Here is a 4,387-nt window from a genome sequence, read left to right as displayed (position 1 = left end):
CATTATGTAAATGAGCTGTCCATATGGGCGGCTCATTGTATTTTTTGCTTAGCATGGTTTTTTCCAAAATGCTGGCGATACCCCATGCCCATCAAGCTAAGATTTTAAGACACCCCCATAACGAGAATTTTACTTTTTTACAGTTATTTATGAAAATTCCGCTTGTTTTTTTCATTTTTGGGGTGCTAAACCTAAAACTTCAGCAATAAGCACAGACTAAAACATCTAGTTTTCACGATATAATTCTCAGCTAAATTCGCAAAAAAGAGCTTGAATTCCCAAGCTCTTTTAAATATCACTTAATAACTTTATAACCACCATTTTTCCTGTGGAATTAAAACTGTTTCAATATCAAAGTTATTCTCAAACCATTCCTTCATCAATGTTTTATGGACCAGATATTCTGATGCTGAATGGGAAACGCCGATTAAAGACATCGAAGTATTAGAAACATAATCCATCATTTGTTTGTATCTTTGTTTACCATATTCGTTATCAATATGGCAATGGATTTCGCCAGTGATATAGGCTTGAACTCCTCTTTTTTCAGCTTCCTCCATCCAACTTACTTTGTCGCCACAACCTGCAACGATAGCTATTTTCTTTACGTTATTTATGTTCTTACCTTCAAAATCAACATATGGAATATCGAATATTTCTTTTAAGTGAGAAGTTAGTTCACTTGTACTCTTTTCTTCAATGTTACAAATTAGAACTAGGTCTTCATTATTTATAGAACTTGTTAAAAACCCATCAATAATTTCTGCATTTAATTGTTTAGCAATAGCTACACTTGTACCTAAATTGGCATGATAATCCATCGGTACATGGCATGTATAGAATGATAATTCCTTTTCTTTTATTTGTTTAATGTATTTTTCTTTTATAGGAACAAAACCTTTGCCCCATACTCCTTTTGGATCTCCACATTCCATCAATAAGGGATGGTGCATAAAAAGTAAGTCTCCGCTATTACTTTCTTCTATAAAACGTTCCAACACTTCATCTGTAGGGAAGACGGCAAGAAAAATTTTCTTTACATTTGCATCTCCTTTTAACATTAGACCATTAAATAATTCCACAAAGTCTTTTTCAAAAACTGATTTCCAGTCAAACTTTAAAGGTTCATAGACCATTGGTATGAATTGACTGAAAGCAGAATCCTTCCCAAATGATTTTATATTAAGTTCAATGTCCAGTTTAGACACTATTTCACTTAGTTTAACCATAAAATTATTCCCCCAAAAATTTTATAATTCAATACAAACGGTTAGAAAAATAAAAATTATTATATTCTTTTAAATATTTTAACATAAAAATCCATTTTTCTTCATGAAAAAATCACTCCTGTTGTTTAAAGTGGTCCCTCCACATTCCCTTCAAGCAAAGTTAAAATCATACCTTCAAAATGAAAAAACGCTATGCTTATTGTAAACAGTTTATAAGAAAGGATGGCGTTTTGATGAATCCTATCATTTCAAATAGATTGAATCTTTTCGCTCAAGAGCTACAATACTTTTTATCTCCAGTGGTCCTACAAGATATTGCCAAACAAGTTGGCTTTGTACAGCGATCTAGTAAGTATCAAGCAAAAGAACTCATTGCCCTTTGCGTATGGCTTAGTCAAGAAATTGCTAGCACATCACTTACACAATTGTGTAGTCAGTTAGAAGTTTCCACTGGGGTACTTATGAGTTCAGAAGGACTGAATCAACGCTTTAATCCAGCAGCTGTCGCATTTCTTCGAGAAGTCTTTACTTCTCTTCTCAAACAAAAACTCTGTTCAAATCACTCACTTTCTGCACACATGATCTCTACTTTCAATCGTATCCGTATTTTAGATGCAACAGTGTTTCAACTGCCTGATCATTTCGCCACTGACTATCAAGGTTCAGGTGGAAGTAGTAATACGGCAGGCGTGAAAATCCAATTGGAATATGATTTACTTAGTGGTCAATTTCTTAACGTGCAGCTTGGTCCAGGAAAGAATAATGATAAAACATACGGTACCATCTGCCTTGAAACCGTAGAGGCGGGCGATTTGTGTTTACGTGATCTTGGTTACTTCGATTTAGGAGACTTACAAACTATTCATGATAAAGAGGCTTACTATATCTCGCGGTTGAAGCTAAATACACGCATTTATATCAAGAATCCTAAGCCAGAATACTTCAACAACGGCACGTTAAAAAAGCAAACAGAATACATACAGCTTGATATGACACAAATGATGTCGAGCCTAATCCCTGGTGAAACAATAGAAATTTCCGAGGCATACATTGGACAAAATCAGAAGCTTCCAGCACGTGTCATTATCCATCGTTTAACCGATAATCAAACGCAAACACGCCTGAAAAACCAAGCGATACGTGAAAAGAAAAAAGGCATTGTCATGAAGGATAAAAGTAAACGTTTAATGGGTATGAATGTATATATCACGAACACGTCTCTAGAAGGAGTACCAACGAACTACGTGCACTCACTGTATTCACTTCGTTGGCAGATTGAAATTTTGTTTAAAACGTGGAAGTCATTTTTTGAAATTGATGAATGTAAAAATATTAAAAGAGAACGCCTAGAGTGCCATTTATATGGACAACTCATCGGCATTCTCCTCTGTTCTTCTACGATGTTTCAAATGCGACAGTTTCTGCTTGAAAAAACAAAGCAGGAGCTGAGTGAATACAAAGCGATTTATATGATTAAAGATTACTTTCCGTTACTGTTTCAAGCGATAGCCATTGGCACAGAAGAACTTTTGAAAATTTTGCATCGTCTTTATCTACTGCTCAAAAAGAACGGTCGTAAATGTCATCGGTATAAGAAAATGACCGTCTTTGATATTCTGGGCATTGTGTATAAAACGACGGTGAAGCATAGACAAGCTGCCTAGCGAAAAAATCAGATTTTAATAGGCTTCTTTAGTATGCCTACTTTTCTATCAATTGTTAATTTTGAACCAAGGATCGTTCCATATCTAGTAAGTTACTTGGTTAGCTTGATGGGCATGTGGCGATACCCCAGTTAGTAGAACAACTTCGGGAAAAGGATGTTCACTTTGCAATTTTAAATTTAGGAATTGATACAAGAACTCCAACGGGCAAGTTCTTCTTAACCGTCATGGCTGCCTTCAGTGAATTAGATCGTGAAATGATTAAAGAAAAACAACATGCGGGAATAAAGCTAGCAAAACAAAAAGGAGTATATAGAGGAAGAGTGAAGAAATACACAGATAAACATCCTGGCATGAACCATGCAATTGAATTACGAAAACATACCAATAAAACAGTAAAGGAAATATGTCAGATTACAGGAGTGAGTCAGGCCGCTCTATATCGTAGATTAAAAGAACTTGAATAAAGTTCTTTTTTATATTTGTAATTAAATTCCAGAGTGGCCCCTCATACCCAGAATCGTTTCCGTACCCCTTTATAAACAGAGGATAAAACTCAATAATAGAATATTAATATTCAATTTTTATATAAAAAAAATAAGCTCCGAAGAGCTTATTTTAATAATAATATCAACGCAATTATCAATGATATTATCGAAAATACAATCATAAATAATAAAGCTCAGTCATGAGTTATCGCCCTGTTACCGTCATTCCTGCTGTATAAATCGTATCTACAGAACCATCAGCACTTACAACTTCAACTTTGTAGCGGTATGTCCCAGTGTCGTAAATGTTTTCGCCATATCCTGTGAAAGTTGAAATTTCATCATTTGAGCCAGCTGGAACCCATTGATTTTGCCAATGGAAACTAGTTTCAAATTCTCCCCAGCTATCTCCATATTTTTTCTCAAGGCTAACATTGTAATGAATATCTTCAGCTCGGTTGTTTGTAATTCTTGCAATTGTACTGTTGCCAAAAGTAACTTGTGTAGAATGTACTTGAACTGTAACACCGTTCACCGTTTCGCTAGGACCACAAATATAATGACAGCCCTCATTAAATTCATCAGCATGTGCCTTTGGTGTATCTAAATTCATAACCGTTAAACCGCCTAAAGCTAACGCACCAGTCAACGCAATTGTAGCTAATTTTTTCATGATAATTCCTCCTATTAACCGCTATAAGTGAATGTTTTTGTTTTTACGTATTCATTGCCAGCATAAAAAGATTTCTATGACTCATTTTTATCACCCTTCAGCTTATATAATTCGACAAATGGTGATAATTTCCTGCAAATAAAATGAATAAGCACTCCCGCAGGAATGCTTATTCAAATTCAATTTCTGTTTTATTGTCTGATGTGAAGTATCTTGGGGTAGCACCACATGCCCATCAACTTAAGAATTTTATAACACCCCAAACAAGAAAATGTACATTTCCTCCTGGAGATGTCAATTTTTTCGTTTTGGGGTATTCGCTTTTCTTAGCTT

The 4,387-nt window shown here is 35.0% G+C and carries 3 protein-coding genes and 1 pseudogene; 2 read left to right on the top strand and 2 right to left on the bottom strand.

Annotated elements, in window-relative coordinates:
- Positions 1-308: 308 nt before the first annotated feature.
- Positions 309-1,229, bottom strand: coding sequence for a Nif3-like dinuclear metal center hexameric protein (locus JDS80_RS30290; protein WP_098358775.1), 921 nt, complete (start codon positions 1,227-1,229; stop codon positions 309-311).
- A 233-nt stretch (positions 1,230-1,462) separates the two neighbouring features.
- Between JDS80_RS30290 and JDS80_RS30285 the strand changes: the two genes are divergently transcribed.
- Both JDS80_RS30285 and JDS80_RS30280 read left to right on the top strand, forming a co-directional pair.
- Positions 1,463-2,893 (top strand): IS4 family transposase, encoded by a 1,431-nt coding sequence (locus JDS80_RS30285; protein WP_199640775.1) that lies wholly within the window; start codon positions 1,463-1,465, stop codon positions 2,891-2,893.
- Between the two features lie 116 nt (positions 2,894-3,009).
- Positions 3,010-3,360, top strand: a pseudogene (locus JDS80_RS30280) (recombinase family protein); the annotation flags it as partial.
- Between the two features lie 226 nt (positions 3,361-3,586).
- Here the strand turns inward: JDS80_RS30280 and JDS80_RS30275 are convergent.
- On the bottom strand, positions 3,587-4,054 hold the full coding sequence (locus JDS80_RS30275; protein WP_071745893.1) for a hypothetical protein: 468 nt from the start codon (positions 4,052-4,054) through the stop codon (positions 3,587-3,589).
- Positions 4,055-4,387: the final 333 nt, after the last annotated feature.

Origin of the sequence: Bacillus cereus group sp. N8, from assembly GCF_016483685.1 — a bacterium.
In the GTDB taxonomy this organism is placed as follows: Bacteria; Bacillota; Bacilli; order Bacillales; family Bacillaceae_G; genus Bacillus_A; species Bacillus_A proteolyticus.
This window is presented reverse-complemented; position numbering and strand designations above follow the sequence as displayed.

What these genes read in the sequence shown, in the direction of transcription:
- JDS80_RS30285 (WP_199640775.1), top strand. Translation starts at nt 1,463, where the DNA reads ATGAATCCTATCATTTCAAATAGATTGAATCTTTTCGCTCAAGAGCTA.
- JDS80_RS30290 (WP_098358775.1), bottom strand. Translation starts at nt 1,229, where the DNA reads ATGGTTAAACTAAGTGAAATAGTGTCTAAACTGGACATTGAACTTAAT.
- JDS80_RS30275 (WP_071745893.1), bottom strand. Translation starts at nt 4,054, where the DNA reads ATGAAAAAATTAGCTACAATTGCGTTGACTGGTGCGTTAGCTTTAGGC.